Source organism: Brevibacillus sp. B_LB10_24 (assembly GCF_046036945.1).
Lineage (GTDB): Bacteria > Bacillota > Bacilli > Brevibacillales > Brevibacillaceae > Brevibacillus_C.
The window spans coordinates 24,027-48,991 of the sequence record NZ_JBJQOQ010000039.1; the positions used below are offsets into that span (position 1 = coordinate 24,027).

General features: G+C 53.1%; 22 protein-coding genes and 1 pseudogene. 21 read left to right on the forward strand and 2 right to left on the reverse strand.

The window, feature by feature from the left end; genetic code table 11:
• Positions 1-61: 61 nt before the first annotated feature.
• The 18 genes from ACI7RC_RS24060 (at position 62) to ACI7RC_RS24145 (ending at position 20,122) form a co-directional block, all read left to right on the forward strand.
• Positions 62-538, forward strand: a complete 477-nt coding sequence (locus ACI7RC_RS24060) for a TRAP transporter small permease (protein ID WP_019123027.1) — start codon at positions 62-64, stop codon at positions 536-538.
• Positions 539-566: 28 nt separating this feature from the next.
• Positions 567-1,853 (forward strand): TRAP transporter large permease, encoded by a 1,287-nt coding sequence (locus tag ACI7RC_RS24065; RefSeq protein WP_408110718.1) that lies wholly within the window; start codon positions 567-569, stop codon positions 1,851-1,853.
• A 10-nt stretch (positions 1,854-1,863) separates the two neighbouring features.
• On the forward strand, positions 1,864-2,811 hold the full coding sequence (locus ACI7RC_RS24070; protein ID WP_408110719.1) for a D-2-hydroxyacid dehydrogenase: 948 nt from the start codon (positions 1,864-1,866) through the stop codon (positions 2,809-2,811).
• A gap of 24 nt (positions 2,812-2,835) precedes the next feature.
• Positions 2,836-4,515, forward strand: a complete 1,680-nt coding sequence (locus ACI7RC_RS24075; RefSeq protein WP_408110720.1) for a M20/M25/M40 family metallo-hydrolase — start codon at positions 2,836-2,838, stop codon at positions 4,513-4,515.
• A 28-nt stretch (positions 4,516-4,543) separates the two neighbouring features.
• A complete protein-coding gene (locus tag ACI7RC_RS24080) occupies positions 4,544-5,818 on the forward strand; it encodes an aspartate aminotransferase family protein (protein WP_408110721.1) in 1,275 nt (424 codons plus the stop codon).
• A gap of 23 nt (positions 5,819-5,841) precedes the next feature.
• A complete protein-coding gene (locus ACI7RC_RS24085) occupies positions 5,842-7,275 on the forward strand; it encodes an NAD-dependent succinate-semialdehyde dehydrogenase (RefSeq protein ID WP_408110722.1) in 1,434 nt (477 codons plus the stop codon).
• Positions 7,276-7,296: 21 nt separating this feature from the next.
• Positions 7,297-8,721 carry an FAD-binding oxidoreductase gene (locus ACI7RC_RS24090; protein WP_408110723.1) on the forward strand — a complete coding sequence of 475 codons (1,425 nt, stop codon included), beginning with the start codon at positions 7,297-7,299 and terminating at the stop codon, positions 8,719-8,721.
• 6 nt (positions 8,722-8,727) lie between these two features.
• Positions 8,728-10,017, forward strand: coding sequence for a (Fe-S)-binding protein (locus ACI7RC_RS24095; protein ID WP_408110724.1), 1,290 nt, complete (start codon positions 8,728-8,730; stop codon positions 10,015-10,017).
• A gap of 148 nt (positions 10,018-10,165) precedes the next feature.
• Entirely contained in the window at positions 10,166-11,122 is a 957-nt protein-coding gene (speB, locus tag ACI7RC_RS24100) for an agmatinase (protein WP_408110725.1), read from the forward strand.
• Between the two features lie 25 nt (positions 11,123-11,147).
• Complete coding sequence (locus ACI7RC_RS24105) at positions 11,148-12,245, forward strand: ABC transporter ATP-binding protein (protein ID WP_408110726.1); 1,098 nt, start codon at positions 11,148-11,150, stop codon at positions 12,243-12,245.
• A gap of 37 nt (positions 12,246-12,282) precedes the next feature.
• Entirely contained in the window at positions 12,283-13,380 is a 1,098-nt protein-coding gene (locus ACI7RC_RS24110) for an ABC transporter substrate-binding protein (protein WP_408110727.1), read from the forward strand.
• 17 nt (positions 13,381-13,397) lie between these two features.
• A complete protein-coding gene (locus ACI7RC_RS24115) occupies positions 13,398-14,300 on the forward strand; it encodes an ABC transporter permease (protein WP_408110728.1) in 903 nt (300 codons plus the stop codon).
• Positions 14,297-15,079, forward strand: a complete 783-nt coding sequence (locus ACI7RC_RS24120; protein WP_408110729.1) for an ABC transporter permease — start codon at positions 14,297-14,299, stop codon at positions 15,077-15,079. The genes ACI7RC_RS24115 and ACI7RC_RS24120 overlap by 4 nt, the downstream gene beginning before the upstream one ends.
• A gap of 121 nt (positions 15,080-15,200) precedes the next feature.
• Entirely contained in the window at positions 15,201-16,289 is a 1,089-nt protein-coding gene (locus tag ACI7RC_RS24125) for an iron-containing alcohol dehydrogenase family protein (protein WP_408110730.1), read from the forward strand.
• 26 nt (positions 16,290-16,315) lie between these two features.
• Positions 16,316-17,422 carry a histidinol-phosphate transaminase gene (hisC, locus tag ACI7RC_RS24130; RefSeq protein WP_408110731.1) on the forward strand — a complete coding sequence of 369 codons (1,107 nt, stop codon included), beginning with the start codon at positions 16,316-16,318 and terminating at the stop codon, positions 17,420-17,422.
• 27 nt (positions 17,423-17,449) lie between these two features.
• Positions 17,450-18,463, forward strand: a complete 1,014-nt coding sequence (locus ACI7RC_RS24135; protein ID WP_408110732.1) for an ABC transporter substrate-binding protein — start codon at positions 17,450-17,452, stop codon at positions 18,461-18,463.
• A 77-nt stretch (positions 18,464-18,540) separates the two neighbouring features.
• Positions 18,541-19,338 (forward strand): ABC transporter permease, encoded by a 798-nt coding sequence (locus ACI7RC_RS24140; protein ID WP_408110733.1) that lies wholly within the window; start codon positions 18,541-18,543, stop codon positions 19,336-19,338.
• Position 19,339: 1 nt separating this feature from the next.
• Complete coding sequence (locus ACI7RC_RS24145) at positions 19,340-20,122, forward strand: ABC transporter ATP-binding protein (RefSeq protein WP_408110734.1); 783 nt, start codon at positions 19,340-19,342, stop codon at positions 20,120-20,122.
• A gap of 117 nt (positions 20,123-20,239) precedes the next feature.
• Here ACI7RC_RS24145 and ACI7RC_RS24150 read toward each other — a convergent pair whose 3' ends face one another.
• Both ACI7RC_RS24150 and ACI7RC_RS24155 read right to left on the reverse strand, forming a co-directional pair.
• Positions 20,240-21,130: a hypothetical protein gene (locus ACI7RC_RS24150; protein ID WP_408110735.1), complete on the reverse strand. Its 891-nt coding sequence runs from the start codon at positions 21,128-21,130 to the stop codon at positions 20,240-20,242.
• An 81-nt stretch (positions 21,131-21,211) separates the two neighbouring features.
• Positions 21,212-21,307: pseudogene (locus ACI7RC_RS24155) on the reverse strand (hypothetical protein); the annotation flags it as partial.
• Positions 21,308-21,497: 190 nt separating this feature from the next.
• Here ACI7RC_RS24155 and ACI7RC_RS24160 point away from each other — a divergent pair.
• From ACI7RC_RS24160 to ACI7RC_RS24170, 3 genes are all read left to right on the forward strand, one after another.
• Entirely contained in the window at positions 21,498-22,949 is a 1,452-nt protein-coding gene (locus tag ACI7RC_RS24160) for a L,D-transpeptidase family protein (protein WP_408110736.1), read from the forward strand.
• Between the two features lie 183 nt (positions 22,950-23,132).
• Positions 23,133-23,771, forward strand: a complete 639-nt coding sequence (locus ACI7RC_RS24165) for a TetR/AcrR family transcriptional regulator (RefSeq protein ID WP_408110737.1) — start codon at positions 23,133-23,135, stop codon at positions 23,769-23,771.
• A gap of 19 nt (positions 23,772-23,790) precedes the next feature.
• The gene (locus ACI7RC_RS24170) at positions 23,791-24,495 is read left to right on the forward strand and encodes a YqeB family protein (RefSeq protein ID WP_408110738.1); all 705 of its coding nucleotides are present in this window, start codon (positions 23,791-23,793) and stop codon (positions 24,493-24,495) included.
• The last annotated feature ends 470 nt before the right edge of the window (positions 24,496-24,965 follow it).

A 24,965-nucleotide genomic window follows, 5' to 3' on the forward strand; every position in this document is an offset into this window, starting at 1 on the left:
GATTGATGGGCAGGACATAAGGAATCGATTTTCTACTGACTGGGAAAAGGAAGTGAAACGCGTGTCACTCAAAAAGCTGCTGGACGAAAGGCTGGAAGAAGTTTTTCTCGTTTTGACGATGGTCGCCATGGTCGTGCTGATTTTTGCGCAGGTCCTCTGTCGTTATGTCTTCGAATCCTCTTTATCCTGGTCAGAAGAATTGGCGAGGTACATTCACATTTGGCAGATCTGGATCGGAGCCAGTTTTGCCGTTCGCAAGCGCGAACACATCAAGGTAGAAGCGTTTAAAAATCTGTTTAACGAAACAGGTAGAAAATGTATCGATTTTATTGCCATTATCCTCTGGTTTTGTCTTGCTGTTTTCCTGGCGGTTGCCGGTACAAGCCTGGTGACGACGATCTTGTCAAAAGGTCAGAGTTCCCCCGCAATGCAGCTTCCGATGTGGTTGGTCTATTCTGCCATTCCGCTAGGCGGATTGCTGATGTCGATCAGGCTGATACAACAATTGTATTTCTTGTTTAAACCAGAAAAACAATAGCGTTTGATGGGAAAGGGGGAACCAAAACGTGACCGTTCTTACATTATTCGGAAGTCTGTTCCTGTTCATTATCTTGAATATTCCGGTTGCCATCGCCCTTGGGCTGGCCGCGCTGATAACGATTTTCTTTACGACTGACCTGCCTTTGGGCATAATCACGCAAAAAGCGTTCACCTCGCTTGACTCTTTTCCGCTCATGGCCATCCCGTTCTTCATGCTGGCCGGCATCCTGATGGGAAAAGGCGGCGTCTCCAAACGCCTGCTTGATCTCGCCACGGTGCTCGTCGGATGGATGGTCGGCGGGCTGGCGATGGTGACGGTCGTCTCCTGCATGTTCTTTGCAGCCATCTCCGGTTCGGGTCCGGCTACAGTAGCTGCGATTGGGTCGTTTATGATCCCGGAAATGCGTGGGAAGAACTACGGCTCCGGATTTGCGGCGGCATTGACGGCCGCGGCCGGTTCGATTGGCGTCATCATTCCGCCGAGCATTCCGTTCGTCCTCTACGGGGTCGTCGCCGGTGTATCCGTCGGCAGCATGTTCCTCGCAGGGGTCATCCCGGGGATCGTCATCGGGATCGGCCTGATGATCGTCTCCTATGCGATCGCCAAGAAGCGCAACTACGTAGCGGCTTCCACGGAAAAGGTTACATTTATGCGCGTTCTCAGAGCCATTTACGACTCCAAATGGGCGCTGATGATCCCCGTGATCATTCTCGGGGGGATCTACGGCGGGATTTTCTCCCCGACCGAAGCGGCGGTCGTCGCTGTTGTCTACGCGATTATCATCGGGGTGTTTGTGCACCGCGAGCTGACCTGGAAAGACATCTACGATAGCATCGTCGAATCCGTAGTGATCAACGCCTCCACGATGATCATCATCGGGCTGTCGATATCGTTTGCCTACATCATGACACTGGAGCAGATTCCGCAAGCGATCGCCGATTTCATCACTTCGCTGTCCGACAGCAAATACGTCATCCTGCTGGTAATCAACATCTTCCTGTTGATCGTCGGGATGTTTATCGATACGATCTCGGCCCTGGTCGTACTGGCCCCGATCCTGCTGCCGATCGTGACCAAAGTAGGGGTCGACCCGGTGCACTTTGGCGTCATTTTGGTGGCAAACCTGGCGATCGGCTTCATTACTCCGCCGCTTGGCGTCAACTTGTTTGTTGCCTCCAGTGTGAGCAGAACGCAGCTGGAAAAAATTGTTATGGCGATTATGCCGTTTCTGTTCATGATGATTTTCACCCTGTTGGTGATCACATACATCCCGGCAATGTCCACCTGGCTGCCTTCAATCCTGCAAAAATAGGGGGATAGCAATGATCGTCTCGACTACAGATGAACTTTTGCCAAGACACGTACAACTGATTGTCGAAAAGACCGGAGAAGAGCCAGCAGTCTTTGCAAGCATCGAAGAGATACCCGAAGAAATAGCGAAACATACAGAAATTTTGTTAACTTATGGAAACGACCTGACGCGCGACAATATTCGGCTGTTTCAAAACGTACAGTGGATTCAACTGTTTAGCGCCGGTCTCGAGGATCTGCCGCTTCAAGATCTGCATGAACGGAGGATTCGCCTGTCGAATGCAGCAGGAATCCACATCAGGCCGATGAGTGAGTACGTGATTATGTGCATGCTCCACTTTGAGAAAGACATGGATCGCTACAACACGCTAAAACGGCAAAAAGTATACGACCGGACAAAGCTGGTAGGCGAACTGCTGGGACGCGAGGTGCTGATTTACGGAACAGGCGTCATCGGCCAAGCAGTCGCCAATCTGCTCAGCGTGTTCGGGACGATGGTGTTCGGCGTCAATACGAGCGGCAGGCCGGTCGAGCCGTTTCTTCAGACCTTCCGCATCGGCGAAGAGCTGGACAAGCTGCAAAAGGCGGATTACGTCATCTCGATTTTGCCGTCTACCCCGCAGACCAGCGGCCTTTTTTCGCCGGAACGCCTGGAATTGCTCAAACCGGATGCCGTGTTTATCAGCATCGGACGCGGAGACGTCGTCGATGAACATTACGTGGCGAAAATGCTAGCCGCGGGCAGGTTGAAAGGGGCGGCCTTTGACGTGTTTCAGCAGGAGCCGCTCCCCGAATCCAGCCCGCTTTGGGAATGCGCCAATCTGATCCTGACGCCGCATATGTCGGCAAAGTCGATCTATTACGTCGATCGCTGTGTCGATATCTTTATCGAAAATTTGCTCTCGTACCGCAAAGATAGACCGATGAAGAACCTGGTAGAGGCGCTGAGAGGATACTAGAAATTACAGTCAGGAGGCAATACAGTGTATCTCGAAATAAAGGACTGCTCATTGTTTGAACAGGTGGAGAAGCTGACGACTGCTCTGGTTCAGACACTGAGTATCAACGGCACGAGCGGTGAAGTAGAGATCGCCGATAAAGTCGAAGCCATTTTGCGAACCTTTCCTTACTTTCAAAAGCATCCGGATCGGGTCTGGACGCAGTTCCTGCCGGACGACCAGCTGGGCCGGAAAAACGTGTTTGCCCGGGTAAAAGGCAGGGGAAATGCCAAGAAAACCGTTATTTTCCACAGCCATATCGATACGGTAGGGATCGAAGATTACGGTCAGCAGGAGAGCATCGCGAATCATCCCGAGGAGCTGCTGCATTTTTTTAAACAGTGGGATGGGAATAAAGAAGTCCGGGAGCACGCATTATCCGGCGACTGGATGTTTGGCCGCGGAGCCGTCGACATGAAGAGCGGGGTCGCCGTCCATCTGGTCAATGTCCTGTACTTCAGCGAACATCGCGATGAATGGGACGGCGAGATCATCTTTATGGCCAACCCGGTTGAGGAAAATCAGCATACAGGCGTGATTGCCTCTGTGGACGAGCTCTTGCGTCTGCGGCAGGAAGAGCAGCTGGAGTACGTCGTGGCCATCAACAATGACTACATTTCTCCGCTCTACCCGGGAGATCCCAGGAAGTACATCTATACCGGGGCTGGCGGCAAGCTGCTGCCGTGTTTTTACGTCTACGGCAGAGAAACGCACGTGGGACAGACGCTGTTCGGGCTGGATCCGACACTCGTCACCTCTGAGCTCAACAGGCTGATCAACAACAACATGGAGCTTACAGAGCAGGTGGAGGGAGAGATGATGACGCCCCCGTCCGCCTTGTACCAGCGGGATACCAAGGCGTTCTACAACGTGCAGACAGCGGTGACAAGCCATCTTTACTTTAACCTGATGGTCTTGGAGGCGTCGCCGAAAGAGGTCATGAGCAAGCTGAAAAAGGTGGCGGCCGCTGCAGCGGAAAATATCAGAAACTACTACGAGGCACAGTACCGCACCTTTGCCCGGGTCAACGCCTTTCCGGAGGAGGGGCCGGACTGGGAGCTGGAGGTGTACACCTACGAGGAGTATTGCCGGATGCTGGGCGAACAGGGCGTTGACGTCAGAGCCGTTACGGCCCGGGTCGCAGCCGAGCATCAGGGGATGGAGCTTCGCGAGCTCTGCTTCGAGATTGTCGATACGCTGCGGAAGCTGGATCGCAGCGGCAAACCGTCCATCGTGATATTCTTTGCCCCGCCGTACTGCCCTCACAACTACCTGAAAGGGGACAGCGCCAGAGACGAGGAAGTGCTTCACGTCATTTCCGATGTCATCGCCCGGTGGGAAGGCAAGACCGGAGAGAGCTTTGCGGTCAAACGCTTCTTCCCGTACCTGACGGACAGCAGCTACCTGTCTTTGCACGATACGGACGAAGAAGTAGCTTCGCTCATCGACAACTTCCCGGAGTGGGACAAAATCTATCCGGTGCCGGTGAAGAAAATCAGGGATCTGAATGTGCCGGCCATCAATGTCGGGGTATTCGGACTGGATGCCCACCGCTGGACCGAGCGGGTCTACAAACCGTATTCGTTTGAGACGGTGCCGCGGATGATCCGGGACATGGCGGGCAGCTGGCTGAAGCCGCAGACCGCCGGCAGCATACACACATAGATCAAAATGTTCAAGGGAGAGGGAGACCATGACAACACAAACCAAATCTTTATTCGAACGGGCCAACGCCGTAATGCCTCCGGTAGCGTCGAGAGCGACCACGCTTGGCGTCGTCAAGGGAGAAGGCTCCTATCTGTGGGGCGAAGACGGCAAGAAATACCTGGACTTTGCCAGCGGCGTAGCGGTGACGAACGTCGGACACAATCATCCGCTGGTCGTGGAGCGGGCCAAGGCGCAGATAGACACGCTGATCCACGGCGGGCACAACGTAGTCTACTACCCGGTCTACGTCGAGCTGGCCGAAAAGCTGAACGAGCTGAACGGCGGCAACTGCAAGGTGTACTTTTCCAACAGCGGCGCAGAGGTAAATGAAGGGGCCATCAAAATGGCGAAAAAAGTGACCAAGCGTCCCGGCATTATCTCGTTCAAGCGCAGCTTCCACGGGCGTACGCTGGCCACCACGACGCTGACGGCTTCCAATTCGCAGTACCGCAAAGATTACGAAGGGCTTTTGCCAAGTGTCTACTACGCGGAATACCCCTATGCCCTGCGCACGGGCCTGTCGGAGGAAGAAGAGGTCAAGCGCTGCCTGCACTCTCTGGAGGAAATCTTCCGCTTCCTGATCGCTCCTGACCAGGTCGCCGCGATCATCTTGGAACCGGTCCAGGGCGAAGGCGGCTACATCGTGCCGCCAAAAGCGTTCGTCGAAGAACTTCGCCGCATCTGCGACCAGCACGGCATCCTGTTGATCTTCGATGAGATTCAAACCGGATTCGGCCGCACCGGAAAAATGTTTGCCTGGCAGCACTTTGACGTGAAGCCGGACATCCTGACGCTGGCAAAAGGGATCGCCAACGGCTTCCCGCTGAGTGCATTGGTGGCTCGCGCCGACCTGATGGACCAGTGGACTGCCGGTACGCACGGAGGCACCTACGGCGGCAATCCGGTTGCCTGTGCGGCTTCGCTGGCCGTGATCGAACTGCTTGAAGGCGGTCTGCTTGAAAATGCCGTCAAAATGGGTGCGTACTTCATGGAGGAATTACGGAAGCTTCAGGCGAATGTTCCCACTATTAAGGATATCCGCGGTCTGGGACTGATGATCGGAGTGGAATTCATCACGGCAGACGGCAAACCGGATGCAGCTGCCGTCAGCGCTCTGCAGAAGAAAGCGCTGGAAAAAGGGCTGATACTGCTCACCTGCGGTACAGATAAAAACGTCATCCGGTTTATCCCGCCGACGACCGTCACGAAAGCGGAAATCGATGAAGCCATGGCCATCATCAAGTCGTCGCTCGCGGAATGAGCCTAAAAAAGGAGGAGACAAGCATGTTGTACATCAATGGAGAGTGGTGCCAGGCCCAGTCCGGCAAGACGTTTGACGTGACCAATCCGGCGACGGGAGAGACGGTCGCGACAGTCGCCAAAGGAGGAGCGGCTGATACCCAGGCCGCTATCGACGCCGCCCAGGCTGCATTTCCCGCCTGGGCACGTCTGACCGCCAAGGAGCGCTATACGTACCTGAAAAACACAGCAGACATCCTGCGCGGCAGAGTGGACGAGATCGCTGCTCTGATCACCCGCGAGATGGGCAAACCGCTGGCCGAGTCCAAAGGCGAGATCGGCCTGGCCATCGACTATCTCGATTGGTATGCCGAGGAAGGAAAGCGCATCTACGGCGACACGATTCCCGCCTCCTCGCCGAGCAAGCGGATTATCGTCACCCGCCAGCCCGTAGGGGTCGTCGGGGCGATTACGCCGTGGAACTTCCCGATCGCGATGATCACCCGCAAACTGGCGCCGGCGCTGGCAGCTGGCTGCACGATCATCCTGAAGGCCGCTTCGGCCACGCCGCTTGCCGCCATCGAAGTGTTCAAGGCGCTGCACGAGGCTGGTCTGCCCAAAGGCGTGGCCAACCTGGTGAACGGCTCCGCGTCTGAAGTGGTCGGTGCGATGATGGCAAGCTCAGTCGTACGGAAAATTACTTTTACCGGCTCTACCGAGGTGGGCAAGGAACTGGTTCGCCAATCGGCCGATACGATGAAAAAAGTATCGATGGAGCTGGGCGGCCACGCTCCGTTTATCATCTTCGAAGACGCCGACCTGGAGAAGGCGGCAGAGGGCGCGATCGCCAGCAAGTTCCGCAACGCGGGGCAAACCTGCATCTGCACCAACCGCATCTATGTGCAAAAATCGGTAGCGGAGAAATTCGCTGCGATCATGGCGGAAAAAGTAAGCCGGCTGGTCGTGGGCAACGGCTTGGAGGAGGGCGTCAACATCGGACCGATGATTGACCGCCAGGCTGTCGAGAAAGCCCAGGAGCACATCGACGACGCTGTCAGCAAGGGAGCGAAGGTCGTCTGCGGCGGAAGCAAGCTGGAGCAGGGCGCGTATGCTGCTGGATGTTTCTTCCAGCCGACTGTGCTCTTGAACGCTACCCATGAGATGAAAATATCCTATGAAGAGACCTTTGGTCCGGTCGCGCCGATTTTTACATTTGATACAGAGGAAGAAGCGATCCGCCGCGCCAACGATACGGTGTACGGCCTTGCCTCTTACGTCTTCACCAAAGACGGCTCCCGCATGTTCCGCGTCGCCGAAGCGCTGGACTACGGCATCGTCGGCATCAATGATCCGGTCCCGACAGTCGCGCAGGCGCCGTTTGGCGGTGTCAAGGAGTCGGGCGTAGGGCGCGAGGGCGGAAAGTACGGCATTGAGGATTATCTGGATTACAAATTCATGTCCTTTCAGTTAGAGATGTAAAGTTGAACGAGGGTGAATGCGGTGAAGTACAGACAGGTTGATGCAGAGATTCTCGGCAAGATCAGGGAGATCGTCCCCGACGCCAAGCGGGTCCTGACGGAGCGGACAGACCTTGCCAGCTACTCCTTTGACGCTTCCTTCGGGACGCACCTTCCAGAACTGGTGGTGCAGCCCAAAACCACGGCAGAGGTGGCTGCCATCGTCAAATTGGCTTACGAGCAGACGATACCGATCTATCCGCGGGGGCGTTCTACTTCGCTGTCGGGCGGTCCCCTCCCCGTTGAGGGGGGGATTGCGCTCGACATGTCCCACATGAACCAGCGGCTGGAGATCATCGCGGACGACCTGATCGCGATCGTGTCGCCCGGCGTGCTCACGGCCAATATCCACCAGGCGGCTGAGCAAGTAGGCCTGATGTATCCGCCTGACCCGAGCAGTTCGGCGGTGGCGACGATCGGCGGCAACCTGGCGGAAAACGCCGGCGGCCCCAGAGGGCTGAAGTACGGGGTGACCAAGGATTACGTACTCGGCCTGGAGGTGGTTACGCCCCAGGGGGAGGTCATCCGCACCGGGGGACGGACGATAAAAAACGTGACCGGCTACGATCTGACCAAGCTGATCGTCGGTTCGGAGGGGACGCTCGGGATCATCACCGAGGCGATCCTGCAGCTCATCCCCAAGCCGCCGGCCACGGCCACCCTGATGGCAATTTTCGACGACATCGTCACCTCAGGTGAAGCGATTTCGCGCGTGCTGACGTCGGGGATTCTGCCGGCCAAGATGGAGATCATGGATCAAGCCTGCATCAAGGCGGTAGAAGCCTACCAGCCGTGCGGACTCCCGGTGGAGGCAGAGGCGATCATCCTGATCGAGGTGGACGGCCATCCTCGTGCCGTAGAAGAAGAGATCAAGGAAGCGGCGCGGATCTGCGAACGCATCGGTGCGAGCCGGGTGGAGATTGCCAATACGGAAGCAGAGCGGGAGGCCTTGTGGAAGGCGCGGAAAATGGTCTCTCCGGCGATCGTGCGGATGAAGCCGACGAAAATCTCCGAGGATGCGACGGTTCCGCGGAGCAAGATTCCGGAGATGTTCGCCCGGTTGAAGCAAATCCGCGACAAGTACCAGGTGAATCTCGTCGTCTTTGGCCATGCCGGAGACGGCAATCTGCATCCCAATATCATCGCCGACAAACGTGATCAAGAAGAAATGAAGCGTGTCGAGAAGGCTGTAGCGGAAATCTTTGAGGCAGCGATCGCGCTGGGCGGCACCCTTTCCGGGGAACATGGCATCGGCAACATGAAAGCGCCGTTTATGGAGATGGAGCTCGGCGCTGCCGGATTGGACGTGATGAAGCGGATCAAGGAGAGCCTGGATCCGAAAAACATTATGAATCCCGGCAAGATTTTTCCCAAGCCCGGCCAACGGCTCGTTTTGACGGAAGGATAGAGCGCCATGAAAAAACTGCCTTACGATGAAACGATCCAATGCGTTCAGTGCGGGTACTGCCTGCCCGCCTGTCCGACCTACATGACGATGGGCAAGGAGACGCACTCCCCGCGGGGGAGGATCAACCTGGTGAAAATGGCGGCAGAGGGGCAGATATCGCTCGATGAACTGCAGGAGCCGCTCGATCTCTGCCTGGGCTGCCGCGCCTGTGAGCCTGCCTGTCCGTCAGGAGTGCAGTACGGGAAGATTTTGGAGGAAGCGAGAGAAGTGCTGCACGAGCACAAGGGACAAAGCACCTCCAAACCGGTGAAATGGATGCAGGACGTGATGTTTCAAAAGGTCTTTCCGGATCCCAAAAAGCTGCGCACGACTGCCGATCTGATCTGGCTGTACCAGTCCTCAGGCTTGCAGAAGGCAGCGCAGAAAGGCAAGCTGACCAAAATCCTGCCGGAAAATCTCTCCGCGTTTGAAGAGGTGCTGCCGGAAGTGAGTTCGCCCTCCGCCCGGCGGAAGCGGCCTGCTGCTTTTCAGCCGCCTGCCGGCACGGCTGCGCGGTTTAAAGTTGCCTTTTTCACCGGCTGCATCATGGATGCGATGTTTGAAAAAATCAACCGCTTGTCCATGGAGCTTTTGGCCATGGCAGGCTGCGAGGTGCACGTCGTCGGCGGGCAAACCTGCTGCGGCGCGCTGCACGCCCACGCCGGGCGGCGAGACGACACGGTGATGCTGGCCAAACAAAATATTGAGGCGTTTGAGCAGCTCGATGCCGATTTTATCGTCAATAACGCCGGGGGCTGCGGCGCCCTGCTGGTCGAGTACCATCACCTGTTCCACGGCGATCCCGTGTGGGAGGAGCGTGCGCGCAAGTTCGTAGCGAAAACCCGCGATATCAGCCAGGTGCTGGCACAGTGCGAGCTGCCCTTGCAGCATCCGATCGACGAGGTGGTAACCTACCAGCGCTCCTGCCACATGTCCAATGTGCAAAAGGTCGTCCGCGAGCCGCTGGAGCTGATCAAGCGGATTCCGGGAATTACGTTCAGGGAGATGGCCAATCCGGGCCAGTGCTGCGGGTCGGCGGGGATCTACAACGTAGTCAATTACGAAGAGTCGATGGAAATCCTCGACGTGAAGATGGAAACGATGAAAGCGACGAAGGCGACCATCATCGTGACGACCAATCCGGGCTGTCTGCTGCAGATGAAGCTGGGGGTGCAGCGGGAAGGGCTGTCCCGAGAGGTCAGGACGCTCCATCTCATCGAGCTGTTGGCAGAGTCTGCAGGCTTGTCTGTACCATAAAGGCTTTTTTCACGCCCGCTCCTTGTTGAGCGGGTTCATTTTTTCTCTTTTCCCTGCTTGTGTCAGACGGCTGTAATTGATAGAATTATTTGAAATAACAGAACATTATTTTGCTGGCGGTTAAATTTTGACGAAGGTGGAGAGGATTATGCCCAAATATCAACCGAAAGATTCGTTTCAATCGCCGCGGTTTTGCGGCCCGCGCACCTTCATGCGGCTTCCTTTTGAAGAGAAGCTGGATGAAAATATGGACTTTGTCGTTACCGGGATTCCCTTTGATACAGGGCAGTCATTTCGGACCGGGGCACGGTTCGGCCCTGAATCGATCCGGGACTTCTCCAGCCTGCTAAGACCGTATCATCCTGAGCAAAACATCAATCTGTTCGATTATGTTTCTGGTGTAGACTATGGAGATATTCCGGTGATTCCAGGGTATATAGGGGAAACGTACGATAAAATCGTCGAGGGGTTATCACCTATAGTCGAGCGCGGGATCATCCCAATCGTGTTAGGCGGAGATCATTCGATTACCCTGGGTGAACTTCGCGCCGTGGCAAAGACGTACGGCCCTGTCGGTCTGGTCCACTTTGATGCCCACTCCGATACATGGGACAGTTATTTTGGCCAGAAGTACAACCATGGAACGCCATTTCGCCGTGCGGTGGAAGAAGGGCTGCTGGATGTGTCGCGCTCCATACAAGTAGGGATGCGCGGAAGCTTGTACGGCCCCGAAGATTTGGAAGCTGCCCGCGAGCTTGGCTTTGAGCTGTGGACGACCAATCAATACAAGCAGGCCGGGGTCGATGAGATGCTGCGCGTGATCCGTAAAAGAGTCGGCGAGGGACCAGCCTTTTTATCTTTTGATATTGACTTTCTCGATCCGGCTTATGCCCCGGGTACCGGGACGCCCGAAGTAGCGGGGGCGAGCATAGACGATGCCCTGGCTTTGGTCAGGGGCTTGACGGACATCCACTTTGTCGCCTTTGACCTGGTGGAAGTTCTTCCTGCCTATGATCACGGCCAAATCACAGCAGCAGCTGCCGCTAACATCGTGCATGAATTCATAACCTTGATTGCGCTGCAAAAACGACTTCAAGCCGGATAAGAGACAACAAAGGGGGAGTCTGCCAGTGGCTATTGGAGATAGTTTGTCGGTTGTACATGCGACAAAATACTATAAAAAGTTCAGAGCAGTTGACGATGTAAGCCTGACTGTTCACCATGGCGAGTTTTTGACGATTCTGGGACCAAGCGGCTCGGGAAAAACGACTTTGCTCAAACTAATCGCCGGCTTCGAACAGGTAAGCAGCGGATCGATTTTATTAAACGATCAAGATATAACCGTGAAGAAGGCCTACGAACGGGAAGTGGGGATGCTCTTTCAAAACTATGCGCTGTTTCCTCATATGACTGTGTTTGACAACATTGCCTATCCCCTTCGTCTTCGTAAGATAGCCAAGGCTGATATAAACCATATGGTTCTGAATATTTTGAAATTGGTTCACCTCGAGCAATATGATGCGAGATACCCCAAGCAGCTTAGCGGCGGACAACAACAGCGTGTCGCGTTGGCCAGAGCGATCGTCTTTAATCCTCCCCTGCTTTTGTTGGATGAGCCGCTTGGCGCACTGGACAAAAACCTGCGCCAACAGATGCAATTGGAGATCAAGCAGATCCAGCAGAAAGTGGGGATTACCACGATTAGCGTCACGCATGATCAGGAGGAAGCTTTGACGATGTCGGACAGAATCTGCGTGATGAATCACGGGCGGATCGAACAGATTGATACACCCGAAAACCTCTACAAGAGGCCGGAAAATCGGTTTGTAGCCGAATTTATCGGTGAAATCAACCTGATTCATGGCGAGCTTCGCGGCGTCGATAAAGGTTGTGCCAAAGTCAGGATTCTGGGCGATCTGATTGCTGAGGTAGAAGCAGGGGAGGAGGTCAGGGAGAAAAAGAATCAATCGTGGCTGATGGCGGTCCGTCCGGAAAACCTGCAAATCGCCAAGGAGCCATCGCAATTTCAAAATACCGTCTCCGTCGAGGTGTCGGAAACCATTTACGTCGGCGAAGCAATCAAAGCCAAAGTGAAAACAAAGGCGGGGCAGGAAATTCTCGTCAAGATACCTGCGTATATGTCTGATTCCATTTCCTGCGGCAAAGAGGTTCTTCTCGGATGGAACAGCAAGGATGCCACCTTGCTCGCAGACGAGGTAATAGCATAAAAAGCGACAGAAAAAAACGAAAACAGGGGGAATCCACATGTTGAAAAAAACGGTAGGGGGTTTTGCAAGCCTGCTATTATCTCTGAGCCTGGTCGCCTGCGGAGGCGGCGGGGGACAACCGGCGGCACAGTCAGGTTCCGGGGAGGCATCCGGAAGCCAGGGCACTGGCAATGGCGCAAAAGAGTTGGTGGTCGTCGACTGGGGGGGAGCTTTTACTGACGCCCATAAAAAATCTACGTTTGACCCGTTCGAGCAGAAATACGGGGTCAAGATTACCGTTGTATCCCCGCCGGACTACGGCAAATTAAAAGCGATGGTGGAGAGCGGCAACGTTGAAGTGGATGTAGCCAATGTAGATTTTGACTTTTCGATCCGCGGCGGGCAGCAAGGCCTGCTCGAAAAGCTGGATTTCGATGTCATTAAAACCGACGGAATTGACCCAAAGCTGATCAATGATTACGGTGTTGGCGCCGAGCTGTTTTCCGCTGTGATTGCCTACAATACGGACACCTTTTCTGCCGAAAACCATCCGAAAAGTTGGGCTGATTTTTGGGACACCAAGAAGTTCCCGGGTCCTCGTTCCATGTGGAAGTACCCTACCGGTACGCTGGAAGCAGCGCTTCTCGCCGACGGCGTGAAACCGGAAGAGTTGTATCCGCTGGATGTTGACCGGGCGCTGAAAAGTCTGGACAAGATTAAGAAGGATGTGAAAGTGTGGTGGACCACAGGGGCACAGGTTCCGCAGCTTTTGGCTAACGGCGAAGTAGTCTTGGCCGAAGCGTGGAACGGCCGGATCACGACTGCCAAAGGGCAAGGCGCTCCGGAAGATGTGGATTTTAGCCAGGGACTGATTCTGAGCAATGTCTGGATTGTTCCGAAGGGGACCAAAAATAAGGAACTGGCGATGAAATTTATCGCGTTTGCGGCCGATCCCCAGCAGCAAGCTGCCTTCTCCTCCATTATCGACTACGCCCCGACTACTTCGAAGGCGATCGACCTGCTGCCAGAGGAGGTCAGAAAACGTTTGGGCCAATCTGCCGAAAACGCCCAAAGTCAAATATATGTTGACTATAAATGGTGGGTAGAAAACTTTGACGCAGTAAATGAACGATTTGAGCAATGGCTCCTGCAATAAGCGAGGAGGATGAAGGTATGCTTGAGGTAAAACGAGAATCGCCCATACAGCTCAAAAAAGAATCCCGCTATCACAAGCTGATGGGTATTCCCGGGCTGCAATGGCTGTTGCTTTTGATTCCGCTTGCTTATGTGCTGTTCTTTATGGTTTTTTCCATGATTGGACTCTTTAAACTGAGCGTCTATGACGAAAGCGGTTTTACGCTGCGGTACCTCGCTCATTTTTTCTTGCAAAAGGTATATATGCAGGTGATTTGGCTGACGTTCAAGATCGCTTTTCTGGTTACGTTCTTCACTCTGATTCTTTCCTATCCTGTCGCTTACCTGCTAGTGAAAATAGAATCGCCGAGGTGGAAAAAGCTGATTTTTGGGGCGATCTTGATTCCTTTCTGGATCAGCCTTTTGGTTCGTACATTCACCTGGACCATCTTGCTGCAGGATCAGGGTGTGATCAATAAGTTCCTGATGACCATCGGGTTGATTGATCAGCCACTGCCGCTGCTGTTCAACACGACCGGGGTTGTAATCGGCATGGTGCACGTGCTGCTGCCCTATATGGTGTTAAATCTGTTTGCGGTGATGCAGGGAATTGACGAGCGCCTGCCGCAAGCCGCGCAAGGTCTCGGAGCACGGCCATGGCAAGCCTTTTTGCAGGTGTTTTTTCCTTTGTCGCTGCCGGGCGTTTTTTCCGGCAGTTTGCTCGTGTTTGTTTTAAGTCTTGGTTACTTTATTACCCCTGCTTTGCTGGGCGGTCCCAAAAATATCATGGTCTCGATGTTAATTCAAGATAATGTAAGTACGACATTAAACTGGCATCTGGCTTCCACGATTGCCTTGGTACTCTTTGTGGTTACGCTGCTGCTTCTGTTTGCTTCTTTCCTGATCACGCGGAATAACCCTGTATGGAAGGAGTTGACGTGAAGGTGTGGCTGAAAATCATTGTGGGCCTGATTCTCTTTGCCTTAATTGCCCCGATTCTCGTAGTAATTCCGTTGTCATTTACCTCTGTCAGCTTCTTTCAGTTCCCGCCTCCGGGTTACTCGCTGAAGTGGTACGTCAGCTTTCTTGACAATAGAGAGTGGGTTGAGGGATTGTTGCGCAGCCTGGAGGTAGCGTTTTTCACCGGAATTCTAGCAACCGTATTGGGGACGATGACAGCCGTTGCCGTGACGAAATTGTCTTTTTGGGGGAAAAAGGCATTTATGGCCTTGATGGTTGCTCCGATGATCATCCCGGTGATTATCGTCGGCATTGCCTTGTATCATTCATTTGCTCCGCTCAAACTGACGAACAGCCTGACGGGATTGGTCCTGGGCCATACATTGTTGGCTATTCCCATCGTGTTTGTAACGGTTACGGCCAGTCTGAAAGGGGTAGACCGCAATCTGGAATTGGCGGCGATGGGCTTGGGTTCCACACCCGTAGGCGCCTTCTTTAAAGTGACACTGCCGCTGATCCGCCCGGCTATCCTCTCAGGAGCGCTATTCGCCTTTATCACTTCACTCGATGAGGTGGTTGTCTCTATCTTTTTGTCAGGGGCCAAAACAAAAACGCTCCCGATCGTCATGTGGGAATACATGCGTACCCAGGTCAACCCGACGATCGCCGCTGTTTCAACCATACTTATCGCCGGGACAGTCATCATTTTTGGGCTGCAAGGATGGTTTTCGGCGCGTTCGGCTCGCGTAAAGAAGATGTGAGCGGCCAACGCCAGACGTGAAATTGAATGTTGACATTGTTTCTTATTCTCTATAAAATTGAGTGATGTTGAATATGGTATACGGTTTTTTGCATAATTTTGCAGAGAAAATGGTGATAAGCATGGAAGCAGTTGTAGGACCGGGGAAATACATCAGAAGAGCTGAAATCTTATCGGAAGTTGGACAGTATGGCAAACAATTCGGGACGAAAGCCCTCCTGATCGGGGGACATACCGCCTTGTCTGTCACTGCCGAAAAAGTCGTCGCCAGCTTGGCAGAACAAGGAATCGAGGCAGGCGCCCCCTTTTGGTACGGCGGAGAATCGTCCTGGACGAATATCGATCGCCTGGCGGCAGAGGTCGAACAGCGCAAGCCTGATATGTTGATCGCAATCGGCGGAGGGAAAGTTATGGATACGGTGAAGGCTGCGGCGTATCGGGTCGGCCTGCCGGTCATCGCGATCCCAACAATCGCGGCTACGTGCGCTGCGACCACCTCCATTGCCATTATATACGACGATCACGGCACCTTTACGGAGATCAGCCGCCGGTCGAAAGCCCCGGAATTGGTGCTGGTCGATACGGCGGTCATCAGCAAAGCGCCCGTCCGCTTTTTGATTGCGGGCATTGGCGATACGCTGGCCAAGTGGTTTGAATCTCGCGCCACTTCACAGAAAGCGGTGCCGAGCGCCAGAGTCAAAAGTGCCGTGGGATTGGCCAAGGTCGTCTACGAGCTCTTGCTGGAGTCGGGAAAAGAAGCGGTGTCAGCTTTGGAGCAGGGCCAGGTCACCCCGGTGCTCGAAGATGTGATCGACGCGATTATTCTGCTCAGCGGCAGTGTCAGCGGCTATGGCGGGGATGACTGCCGGACGGCTGCGGCTCACGCCATCTACTCCGGATTGACGATTTTTCCGGAAATCCATGAAACCTACCACGGCGAAATTGTCGCCTTTGGCATCCTCGCGCAACTGGCGCTGGAAGGCAGAAAGGAGCAGGAGATTCGCGAGCTTATCTCTTACTACCGCCAGGTCAGGCTGCCTGCCAGCTTGCCGGAGATGGGGGTTCGCCCGCTTACTGCTGAGGACTGGCAGCGGCTGGGCGAAGTGACCGTGACGATCGAGGATATGGCCAACATGCCGTTTGCTGTATCGCCCCAGATGGTCATCGACGCGGTGCAGAAGGCAGACGAACTGGGCAGAGCGCAACAATAACTCCAAGAAACGTGAGGAAGGATACGATGAGACTAGAGCAGATGGTGCGTCGGGTATACCCCAATTTGACTCCTTACACCTGCGGCCTTCCCGATCTTCCGGTAGAAGAAATCAAGAAGGCTTTAGGCAAGGAAACCGTCATGAAGCTTTCTTTTAACGAAAATCCGCTGGGTCCGTCTCCAAAAGCGCTGGAAGCGATGCGTCAGGAAGTGGAAAAGCTGCAATTGTACCCGTACTCGCACGGGGAACCGCTGCTGGCGCGGATTGCAGAGATCGAAGGGATCTCGCCTGAACAGGTGATTCTCTCCAACGGCGGGGATGAAGCCATTCAGATGATTGCGCAGACGTTCCTGGAGCCCGGAGACGAAGCTATCATCCCGAAAGTTACATTTTCTTCCTATCTCGGCGCAACGCATCTGATGGGAGCGACACCTGTCATCACGCCGATGAAGCAGGACTTTTCGATTGATCTTGCGGCCATTTTGGCCAGCGTAACCGAAAAGACCAAGATCATTTTCCTGTGCAATCCCAACAACCCGACGGGAAAAGTCACCCCGCGAGATGAGATTGCAGCCTTTCTGGAACAGGTGCCAAGCCAAGTGCTCGTGGTGATCGATGAGGCGTATCACGACTACGCGGTCTCCCCCGAGTATCGCACCGCTGTGGAGTTTATCGCAGATGACAAGCCTGTATTGGTCGTCCGCACGTTCTCCAAGATACACTCACTGGCATCGGCCCGAATCGGCTACGCCATGGGTTCGGCCAAGCTCATCGAGGCGCTCAGGCACGTCCGCCTTCCCTTCAACGTAAATGGCATCGCCCAGGCCGGGGCCTTGGCCAGCCTTGACGACGAAGAGCACGCCATACGTTCCAAACAAATCAACGAAGCGGGCAAACAGCTTATGTACGAAGCTTTCCAGGAGCTAGGACTCGCCTACATCGAAACCAACGGAAACTTTGTCTTCTTAGACACCGGCAGAGACAACCAGGAGATGTTCGACCGGCTGGCGACAGGATACGGCATTATCGTTCGCCCCTTGACCGGCTACGGACTGACCACCTCGCTGAGAATCTCGGTCGGCAAAGAAGACGAAGTCCAGGCGTTTGTACAAGCGTTAAAGGACATTTTGTAGGCGAACACACAACACGGAGGAATGAAGATGAAAAAGGTACTGGCAATCATATGTTCATTGGCATTATCACTCAGCCTGGCCGCTTGCGGCAACGGCGCAGGGAACCAGCAGACGGCGGCCGATCAGTCCAAGGGAGCCGGAAATGCAGAACCGCTGCGGGTCACACTGCCCACCTGGACCGGGTATGGACCGTTGTTCCTGGCCCAAGAGAAGGGCTTTTTCGAGAAACACGGCGTCAAGGTAGAGCTGTCGATCATCGAAGGACTGGCTGAGCGCAAACAGGCGATCGCCGGCGGCAAAGTGGACGGCATGGCTACTGCTTTGGACGTACTGGCTACATTAGCTGCATCCGAAGTGCCGAACCAGGTAGTCTGGGTGCTGGATGACTCTTACGGCGGCGACGGCATTCTCGCGAAAAAAGAGATTCAATCCCCTGCAGACTTAAAAGGAAAAAAAGTGGCGTTTGAAATTGGTACGACCAGCCACCTGCTGGTGCTCACGGCGTTGAAGCAAGCCGGATTGACAGAGAAGGACATCGAAGCGATCAATATGACGGCCGGGGATGCCGGAGCCGCGTTCACGGCTGGGAAGGTAGATGCTGCAGTTACTTGGGAACCGTGGCTGTCGAAGGGTTCCGCTGCAGACGGCAAAGTGCTTCTGTCGACAAAAGACCTGCCGGGAATTATCGTCGACGCGGTCGGTTTCCGGAAGGATGTCGTAGACAAGCGTCCGGACGATGTCAAAGCATTCGTCGCAGCGATGGCGGAAGCGATGGACTACTGGAAAGAGCATGAGGACGAGTCCCACGAGATTATGGCCAAAGGCCTGAAAATTGATGTTAATGAGTTTGTCGACACGGCCAAAGGCTTGAAATTCCTGGGGAAAGAGGAGAACAAACAGACGCTGGGAACCAGCAGCAGCCCCGGGCCGCTCTATCAATCAGCCAAAGACGCCATAGACTTCTACCTCGAACAAAAAGTGATTGATAAGACTCCTGCTCCGGAAGAGATGATTAACCCGTCTTTTGTAGAAGGATTGTAAGATAGCTTCTAGTCAAAACACGGTTAGAGGGAGTGCCCGAAGGGGCCTCCCTTATTTGTGAATAGGGAGGAAAAATCGTGAGGAATCATTTGTTTGCTCCTAAAAAAGAGATCCCCCGGAAAGTGTACGTTCTAGCCGGCGTAGTCGTTTTCCTCGTCTTTTTGGCGCTCTGGTCTGCGCTGACGTACGGAGGGGTGGTCAATCCGCTGTTCCTGCCGCCTCCTGACAAGATCGTCAGAACGGCCATCGCGCTGTTCAGCGACGGGGAGATCTTCGCCGATATCGGCATCAGCTTCACCCGCGTGTTCCTCGGCTTCGTCGCCGCTGCTGTGATCGCCGTCCCGCTCGGCACCCTGATGGGCACGCTGCGGATTGCCGAAGGCGCCTTTGAACCGTTTATCGGCTTTATCCGCTACATGCCGGCTTCCGCTTTTATCCCGCTGTTTATCCTGTGGCTGGGTCTGGATGAAACGGAAAAAATGGCTGTTATCTTCTTCGGAACGTTTTTCCAGATGACCCTGATGGTCATGGACGTGACGAAAAACGTGCAGAACGACTTGATTGAGGTCTCTTATACGCTGGGCGCGAGCCGTTCGCAGATTTTTTACAAGGTAATCCTGCCGGCCTCCCTGCCCGGGATTGTCGATACGCTGCGAATTACATTCGGATGGGCCTGGACCTACCTGGTCGTCGCCGAGATCGTCGGAGCGGCTAACGGGCTCGGTTACATGATCATGCAGTCTTCCCGCTTTCTCAAGCCGGACAAGATCATCGTCGGGATCCTGATCATCGGCCTCTTGGGGCTGATCACAGACATCATCTTCAAAGCGATTTACCGGGCGTCGTTCAGATGGATGAGAAGGGAAGGTGCCTAAGATGGAAACGGCAAAACTCGTCATCGATCAGGTCGGAAAAGTATTCTCCACCAAGTCAGGGGAGACGGTAGCACTGGACAAGACCTCCTTTGAGATCAAGGAGGGCGAATTTATCACCATCCTCGGCCCGTCAGGCTGCGGCAAGTCCACCCTGCTGCGAATCGTCGCCGGTCTGGAAGAGCCTTCTTCCGGCAGCGTCCGCCTGGATGGCAGGGAAATCCACGGACCCGGCCCGGACCGGGGGATGGTATTCCAGTCCTACACGCTGTACCCGTGGCTGACTGTCGAGGACAACATCGCATTTGGTCTGCAGTTGAAAGGCGTCTCGAAAGCAGAACGGCTTGACGTGGCCAGGCATTACCTGGAGCTGATCGGCCTGTCCGGCTTTGAGAAGCACTACCCGATACAACTGTCCGGGGGCATGAAGCAGCGCGTTGCGATCGCGCGGGCGCTGGCCAACGACCCGGAGATTCTCCTGATGGATGAGCCGTTCGGAGCGCTCGATGCCCAGACGAGGGCGATCATGCAGGAGATCCTGCTGAAGGTCTGGGAAGAGTCCAAGAAGACGATCCTCTTTATCACGCACGACGTCGAGGAAGCGGTCTTTTTGGGCGATACGGTTTACGTAATGACCGCCCGTCCGGGGCGTTTAAAGAAAAGCATCCCGGTCACCCTGCCGCGGCCTCGGGAATACAGCGTCAAAAACAGCTCTGACTTCTTTGAGTTGAAGATGGAGCTGCTGGAGTTGATCAGGGAAGAGAGCTTGAAGGTAGTAAAGCCGTAATTGTATAAAGCGTGCATTTGAGGGAGCCCGATAGATCTTTGCGATCATCGGGCTTTTGATGTTTATATTGGGATAAAACGATGGGAAACCCAAATATTCAGGTTTCACAAACCTTGTTTAAAGAATCCGCTGGAACGATCGAAAATCGGTTGGTCTGCGGCCCGACATTCGGCAAAGTCGCAGATAACTGTACGCATATTTATAATAATGGCCATGCCTGCTTTCAGCTAATGCTTGTTCCCAATAGGAAGGTTCCAATGGATTCAACTCGGTTTCCGTAATCGCCATATCGGATTCAACCCAATTTTCCTCGAGTGTATTTGCATAAGTCAAGATGTTAATTCTTGCGTAAAAGGCCGGGTCGAGGTTGTCGTGTATGTAATTGCGATAAGCTTGTTTCATTTCTACAATAGCGTGACCATGCGTAAGAATATGCCCCAACTGCATATCGCCTTTCTCCATTTGCAGCGGTCTCTGAAAGTTATCGAGTAAATCAAGCACAGCCTCCGGAGTCAGGTTTAATTTTGAACCTGTATTCGGTATGCCGTCAGGATCAATGACGATATTCTCCCCATTCACTGTAACAAAACCGGGACCTGATGCTGCGAAACCTCTAACAATTTTCTCCATGGCATCAAACAATTCGACAGTTGCCGGAATATCGGAACGAGAGAGCGTACTCAGCAAATAGAAAGTGTAAATCACGTCATGACCAAGAGCATGGCATGTATGGTGATTTTGGACAAGCAGCTTCATCAGTTGAGCAGGAAAGCCCTCGTATTCTTTGTTTATCCGGTACTGCTGTTCGTTTGCATGTTCATCCACAGTTTTGACAAGATTTTTACGAATCAGATCTTCCAACGAGACAGGTACAAGTTTTTCTTCCAAGAGTTTAGTCAAAGCTATAACCGCACACGTCCAATGTCCTTCCCATATATTGCTTTGCGAAGATTCGATCATTTTTTGGCAAGCCCATTTCCTATAGAAATCGATATCCAAATCAATCATCCCCTCTCATTCTGATAATGATAAGTTTGGAGTCATACATCTCCTCTTGGTAAATCATTCCGCTACTGCACATGTGTCAACTTATCCGGGTTTGCAGCAAACATCCATTGCCCCTCCCTTGATTATTGCATGCGAGCCAAGATCGAAGATAGCCCCGTTTTTCTTGACAGATATCGCCCGACCGCCAAGCTGGCTGGACTTCTCGAAAAGGACAACGGACTTGCCGCCTGGGCCAGCTCAATCGCCGCCACCAAACCCGCAATGCCTCCGCCAACGATTGCCGCATCAATCAAGGATACCTGCAGTCCCTATGATCTAACACCTTTCCCTAAATTTTCCGATAAACAACAGTAGGGAGGAATTGCAGGTGAACAAAGCCCAATTTCTGCAGGAAAAAGCTACCTTTTTGCTAACCTATCCCGATCAGGATGATCTGGTTTTTCATCTGTCTTTCGTGAAACAGCATCCCGAAGAGACGGTAGGCTGGCTGTTTCTTGGCCGTGAATGGGAAAAGCGGGGAAAAGAACAAGAAGCACTCGAAGCCTATCGCAGAGCGCTGCATACCAAACCGAGCGAATTTAGCGAGGAAGCGCGGGAAGCATACCATAACCTGCTGCGCAAACAGAAAAAACGCATGACGCCTGGTCTGTTTCGCTCGATTGGCGGATTAGTAGCCCTTTTTGCTCTGATTCTTTGTTTTCCGATTTCCGTTGGAGAGCACCCTGGGCAGCTGCCGCAAAATGAAAAGACGGCAGAGAAGCGGACGCCTGCGACAGAAAAACCTTCGGAAAGCAAACACGTTGAAGTAATAGCCGTCCCCGATCAAATGCCCGCGGCGCAGGTAACAGAGCAGGTGCTGCAGTATTTGCGCTCCCGCCATCCGGCTTTGCACAAACCGTATTCGGTGATTCTTGTACCGGAAACGGAGGGTGTATCGCTCTTTACTCCTTTGTTGTTTTATCAACCGACACGGATCAAGGGTATTATCGAGTACAACCCGGAAAATCACACCATACTGAAGCAGGCTTGGTATCCGCAGAACTGTCCGACCTGCGATAAAGAGCCGCTCGTCCAGACGGCAAAAAAGTCGCTCGCCATGGAACAGCGTACGTTGGAACAAGCGCTTACGCTGCGAAATGCGCTATATCGCACCTACCAGCGTAAAGGCAGCCTGCCGCGCCAGCTGCAGGACCTGGCAGCCGGATACCCGGACAATATCTTGTCAGGCATCCCTCAGCCATCCATCGCTTTGCAAAAAGGAAACGGCAGCAGTCCGGCTTGGACCTATCGGCCTGAAGCGTTTCGGCCTGAGCAGGCGTGGGCCAGCATGAGCGAGGTTTTGCCGCTGCTCTCTTATCCCGAACCGGCTGTGCCGCTTCAGCCGCTGCAAATATACATTCACCAAGGCTCGTACAGTTTGTCGCTCGTGAGCGGCTCCCATCCGGTGCGGCGATATGCGATCGGCATCGGCAAAGAGAATGCCACACCGGAGGGTTATTTTGCCATCCTGGAAAAAATCAGCCGGCCCCGCGGACACGATCATATCTATGGCTCGCGCGGACTCGTTTTTGACGATGAGGGGTATGCCATACACGGAACCAACAATCCCAAAAGCATCGGGCAATCCGTCTCCCTCGGATGCATCCGCCTGTCCAACGCGGATATTGAGGAGTTGTACTCTTTTGTCTCGCCGGGCACCGAAGTGATCATTTCCGATCAATCCGTCCCGATCCGTTCATGGTCCAATCCTAACCGTTTTCTGCTGCCGGCCAGTTCTAAGGAAGAAACGCCAAATGTAGAGTATCATTGGCTTCACTAGGAGGAACAGAGCGTCACCAGTGCCATAAGTCGGTCCGCTCTGTCCCTCCTGACATGATCTTGGCACCACCTTCGGCAACAGCCGGTTTTCACCGTTGCAGCGGCTGTTTTTTTATGGTATTATTTGATTGGTTAATCAAACAAAAAAATGAACAGTCAATTAAAATATTGAAGGATGAGTGTTATGAAGGAAGCCAACCATGAAAAAGGAAAACAGTCGTTTATCGCTGAGGCAAGACGTGAACAAATTATAGAAGCTGCGATTAAAACACTTGATGATATTGGCTACGTAAAAGCAAGCCTTGCTCAGATTGCGAAAAATGCGGGAATCAGCACAGGACTGATTTCTTATCACTTTTCGGATAAAAGCGATTTGATGAATCATTTACTAACCAGCCTTGTAGAAAGATCTACTGCGTACATATTGGAGAGAGTAGGCAGAGAAGATACTCCCCAGAAAAAACTGCATGCATTTATACAAGCAAGTCTGGCTTATCAAGGTACCCATCATGAACGTAATACAGCCCTGTTGGAAATTATTTTTAATGCTAGAACACCCGAGAATATTCCCTACTACAAGTTAAGTGATGACCAAGAAGATCCCGTCATGAATGAACTTCAACAAATCCTGCATGATGGCCAAGAACAAGGAGTCTTTGGAGACTTTCATGTAGATGTTATGTCCAATTTGATTCAAGGTGCGATTGGAGAGTATATGCTTAACGCTTCCATAACAAAGAAGGTAGATCTAGAAACATATTGCAGCGAGCTCACAAGCATTATTGAGAAAGCCGTCATCAGCACGAAGGAAAAGAAATCTTAAACAATGGAAGGTGAACGAAATGACGGGGTCTATATCACCAAACAATAAAAAAACGGTTGTAGGCTTTTCAGCAACAACGGGAATCATTCTGTATGGAGGGTTTGGTGCAGCAGGACTTGTACTGGGCTATTTCCTGCCGCAATTGGCAGCCTGGGCGGTAAAACTTCCGTGGGTGCCATTTGAGGGACCTTTGAAACTGGTCAACTCCTTTAGCGGCATTTGGGCGAATTTGATTATAGCGCTTCTGGGTTTCATCGCAGGCCTGGTAGTTGCCTCTATCGCGGTGAAGGAGACACTTGTTGTAACCATTACGGATGAAGCAGTTCAACTCGATAAAGATGGACACAAGCAAACCATCGGACGAAAGGAGATCGACACGGTTTTCTTAGATGGGAAACAACTGGTGATCCTCGGGAAATCGGGATATGAACTTGCACGGGAGAAAATGGATGAATCCCCAAAAACGGTCGTTGATGGCTTCAAGAAACATGGTTATTCCTGGTCGTCAGAGGGGGATCCATTTAGATATGAGTATAGACGATGGGTGCCGGATACGCCTGAACTATCGACAACTGCTAATGCTTTCATGAGGGCGAGAGAAATGGCCTTGCAAAAGAAAGACGTTAAAGATATAAAAGAGCTTCGAAATGAACTGATAAAACTTGGGTATATCGTACGTGAAGAAGAAACTCGTCAATACTGGCGAAAAGTACAAAAGACATAAGGTAATTCCAAAAAGGCGCGCCTTTCTTGAAAGGGGATTGCCCATCCGCATTCTGTATTGGCTGTGAACGGAGGAATCATGATAAATAAGAACAAGAGAGACCCATTAGTACCCAAAACTGGGGAGAAACGACTTTTACCGGCTGTTTTGCTGTTCTTTCTCGCGCCGATATTTGGTGAATACTTGCTCGGCAACCTCACATTATCTCAAATTATATTGGTTCCTTTTATCGCACCTCTTTATGGCGGTGGCGCCCTGCTTATACGTGAGATTACACGTAGATCTGGACTTGGTCCGGCGACTATGCTTATCCTTGGCATCGCTTACGGATTGATAGAGGAAGGTTTAGTTGATCAGATGTTATTTAACAACTTGCGTCAGAAGTCTCCTTCCTCAGCAAAGTAGGTGGGAGATGAATGACGCCATTCCCGAACCTCTTCGCTGGACATAGGCAGGGAAGCATGTATTTG

Coding starts and splice junctions, on each gene's coding strand:
- ACI7RC_RS24110 (WP_408110727.1), top strand. CDS start 12,283: ATGTTGAAAAAAACGGTAGGGGGTTTTGCAAGCCTGCTATTATCTCTG.
- ACI7RC_RS24170 (WP_408110738.1), top strand. CDS start 23,791: ATGACGGGGTCTATATCACCAAACAATAAAAAAACGGTTGTAGGCTTT.
- ACI7RC_RS24165 (WP_408110737.1), top strand. CDS start 23,133: ATGAAGGAAGCCAACCATGAAAAAGGAAAACAGTCGTTTATCGCTGAG.
- ACI7RC_RS24135 (WP_408110732.1), top strand. CDS start 17,450: ATGAAAAAGGTACTGGCAATCATATGTTCATTGGCATTATCACTCAGC.
- ACI7RC_RS24150 (WP_408110735.1), bottom strand. CDS start 21,130: ATGATTGATTTGGATATCGATTTCTATAGGAAATGGGCTTGCCAAAAA.
- ACI7RC_RS24080 (WP_408110721.1), top strand. CDS start 4,544: ATGACAACACAAACCAAATCTTTATTCGAACGGGCCAACGCCGTAATG.
- ACI7RC_RS24145 (WP_408110734.1), top strand. CDS start 19,340: ATGGAAACGGCAAAACTCGTCATCGATCAGGTCGGAAAAGTATTCTCC.
- ACI7RC_RS24085 (WP_408110722.1), top strand. CDS start 5,842: ATGTTGTACATCAATGGAGAGTGGTGCCAGGCCCAGTCCGGCAAGACG.
- speB (WP_408110725.1), top strand. CDS start 10,166: ATGCCCAAATATCAACCGAAAGATTCGTTTCAATCGCCGCGGTTTTGC.
- ACI7RC_RS24095 (WP_408110724.1), top strand. CDS start 8,728: ATGAAAAAACTGCCTTACGATGAAACGATCCAATGCGTTCAGTGCGGG.
- hisC (WP_408110731.1), top strand. CDS start 16,316: ATGAGACTAGAGCAGATGGTGCGTCGGGTATACCCCAATTTGACTCCT.
- ACI7RC_RS24070 (WP_408110719.1), top strand. CDS start 1,864: ATGATCGTCTCGACTACAGATGAACTTTTGCCAAGACACGTACAACTG.
- ACI7RC_RS24125 (WP_408110730.1), top strand. CDS start 15,201: ATGGAAGCAGTTGTAGGACCGGGGAAATACATCAGAAGAGCTGAAATC.
- ACI7RC_RS24115 (WP_408110728.1), top strand. CDS start 13,398: ATGCTTGAGGTAAAACGAGAATCGCCCATACAGCTCAAAAAAGAATCC.